Raw genomic sequence first — 2751 nt, forward strand, 5'->3', positions numbered from 1 at the left:
TGCTTCAAACTCAAAAGGCGATACATAACCCAGTGCACTGTGTACACGCTTTTTATTGAACCAATCTACCCAGTTTAGTGTCGCAAGTTGTACATCTGCTAAACCTTGCCAATCTGCTTTTAGATATTCAATCACCTCTGTTTTGTATAAGCCATTCACCGTTTCAGCCAGAGCATTATCGTATGAATCACCAGTCGTACCGACTGATGCTCGTAAATTTGCTGCTTCTAAACGATTGGTATAGCGAATGGAAAGATATTGCACACCTCTGTCGGAATGATGAATCACATTCTTTGGCATGCCGCGATCATGCAATGCTTGCTCCAATGCATCGAGCACCATATCTGTATTCATCCGTGTAGATACTTTCCATCCAACAATTGCTCGTGAAAACACATCAATAATAAAGGCGGTATAGACCCAGCCTGAATGAGTTTGAATATACGTAAAGTCACCGACCCATAGTTGGTTTGGATGATCAGCACTAAAATTACGTTTCACTAAATCATCTGCCCGTTTTTGGTCATCCCGGCTACGGGTAGTTTGTTTATTCTTACCGCGCCAAACACCTTGTATACCTAGCTTCTGCATCAATCGAGCAACTGTACAACGTGCGATAACATAACCTTCACGTTTCAATTGTTGCCAGACCTTACGCACACCATATCGACCTGAACTTTCTTTCCAAATTCGTTTAATTTGTTCAGCATGATGCTCATCATGTAGATCTCGTTTCGCTCGATGTTCTGGATTGTCCGCGAGATCTAAAGTTCGGTAATAGGTTGAAGCTGCGATCGGTAAAATCCTACAAATCGCATCAACACCATATCGATCTTTATTGTTATGGATGAAATCCACCATTATTTGTGTGGGCGGTCGAGCTCCGCCTGGGCGAAAAAAGCGGCTGCTTTACGTAGAATTTCATTGGCACGCTTTAATTCTTTAATTTCACGTTCCATTTGCTTCATTTTTTCTTGATCAGATATCTGTTGTACTTTAATAGGATTTTGCTGATCTAAATGCTTTTGATGCCAGGCACGAAGTGTTTCAGGAGTACAACCAATCTTAGGCGCAATTGCTGTGATTGCAGCCCAAGTAGAAGGATAATCTTTTTCAGATTCAATCAATAATTGAACCGCTCTTTCTCTGATTTCAGGGGTATATTTTAATTTTGTCATCGGGGTAGTCTCTCAGAATATTGACTCTCCGACAAACCCGGTACGGTTCACGATGAGAATTCTAGGTTATGCTTATTAGATGCAGAAAATATAATTATTGATTTAGATGAAGATACACAAATTATTAAATTAAATATTGGTTCAGTGTATATGAAAAACCAATACATAAATAATATAAATAATGGAAAGCAGCCACAACTGCCTAGCTTGGGCGGTTTTATTGATTATGAATTATTTTCTGAAAAGAGTAAAAATTTTCAGCGTAGTAGTGCCATGACTGATTTTGGTATTTTTTGGCGTAATGCTTTATTGACACATACACATTTATTTGAAAACTATTCTAATCATACAGAAAATGATAAGTTCACCCAAACACGTTTAAGCACGAATATAACATTTGAGTTTCCAAAAAAATTACCAGTTTACAATTGGGTGATGCCGTTAGTCCTTATTCAGGCGTAGGTCAGCCCTATTACTTTTGGGGGTAAAATGGGGGACAAATTACAGCTCTAGACAAGACTTTGTTTATTGGAATACACCTGCACTGCGTGGAAGTGCTTTGGTTCCCTCAAGTGTTGATTTAATTATTAATGGTAATAAGGTTTACAACACGACTGTCAATCCGGGTGAGTTTTTAATTGATAGTGGTATCAATTTTAATGGCATGGGTAATGCTGAATTAGTGGTGCAAGATGTACTTGGTAATCGCACAGTTCAAACAATTCCGATCTTTGTAAATGAAAGATTACTAAAAAAAGGACTGAGTAATTATAGTATTGCGACAGGAAAATTACGTTATAACTATAGCGAAGAAAGTGATGATTACCGTGATTGGTTTGTTTCTGGTTATTTGCGTAGAGGGGTGACAGAAAAGCTTTCTTTGGGTGGCGTCATTGACTATAGCCGTGATTTAAGTAGTGTGGGCATGCTGTGGACGCAATATCTTAATTCTATAGGGCTGTTTGAGCTTAATTCAGTCTTTAGTGATTCTAGTTTTGGTCAGGGATACAGTGTTAGTACTGAATTTAAAAGAGATCAAGGTCTGTATAGTATAGGGCTAAGATCGCAGCACTATAGTCCTGAATATCGTATGCTTGGTATGGATGGGCAAAATAATACGTATTTACCCAAACAAGAAAATATCGCTTATGTCGCTAGGACTGCATTACCTATATTGGGTAATGTCTCACTCAATTATATTGAAAAAAAATACCACAATCACGCTGAAGTTGATGATCAAAAAATCTTGAATATTCGTGCAAGTAGAACGCTATTTGATGATCTGAATATGTCATTAAGCTATGTACATGATATGAGTCAAGCTGAAGATCATCGTGTTGATTTAGCACTGAGCTACCGTTTTAGTCCGGTAATCCCCTCTAAAAATAATAGGATCTAAAAGTAGAATTTTCTCTTAAGATACGAGCAGGAGATTTTGCATGAAAACATCTAAATTTACTGACAGTCAGATCATGTCCATCTTGAAACAGGCAGAATCTGGCACACCTGTAGCGACCCTTTGCCGTGAACACGGCATGAGTAATGCTACCTTTTATAAATGGCGTGCCAAATA

4 protein-coding genes and 1 other annotated feature are annotated in these 2751 nt (G+C 38.2%); of the genes, 3 read left to right on the plus strand and 1 reads right to left on the minus strand.

Annotated features, from left to right (window positions below; all coding sequences use genetic code 11):
* A protein-coding gene (locus HHA41_RS12820) for an IS3 family transposase (protein ID WP_168461944.1) occupies positions 1 to 1178 on the minus strand; the annotation gives its coding sequence in 2 pieces (ribosomal slippage) (positions 1 to 902 and positions 902 to 1178; 1179 coding nt annotated over the 2 pieces). This gene is flagged as partial in the annotation.
* Positions 787 to 903 (minus strand) — a sequence feature (AL1L pseudoknot). It overlaps the preceding gene by 117 nt.
* A 150-nt stretch (positions 1179 to 1328) precedes the next feature.
* Here HHA41_RS12820 and HHA41_RS12825 point away from each other — a divergent pair.
* The 3 genes from HHA41_RS12825 to HHA41_RS12835 form a co-directional block, all read left to right on the plus strand.
* Complete coding sequence (locus HHA41_RS12825; protein ID WP_168461946.1) at positions 1329 to 1640, plus strand: hypothetical protein; 312 nt, start codon at positions 1329 to 1331, stop codon at positions 1638 to 1640.
* 16 nt (positions 1641 to 1656) lie between these two features.
* Positions 1657 to 2577, plus strand: a complete 921-nt coding sequence (locus HHA41_RS12830) for a fimbria/pilus outer membrane usher protein (protein WP_168461947.1) — start codon at positions 1657 to 1659, stop codon at positions 2575 to 2577.
* Between the two features lie 40 nt (positions 2578 to 2617).
* On the plus strand, positions 2618 to 2751 hold a 134-nt coding region (locus HHA41_RS12835; protein ID WP_168461949.1), incomplete at its 3' end, for a transposase.

Origin of the sequence: Acinetobacter sp. A1 (assembly GCF_012371315.1) — a bacterium.
Taxonomy (GTDB): Bacteria; Pseudomonadota; Gammaproteobacteria; order Pseudomonadales; family Moraxellaceae; genus Acinetobacter.

Bases quoted from the DNA above. Each gene is read 5' to 3' on its own strand.
- HHA41_RS12825 (WP_168461946.1), top strand. From the start codon at position 1,329: ATGAAAAACCAATACATAAATAATATAAATAATGGAAAGCAGCCACAA.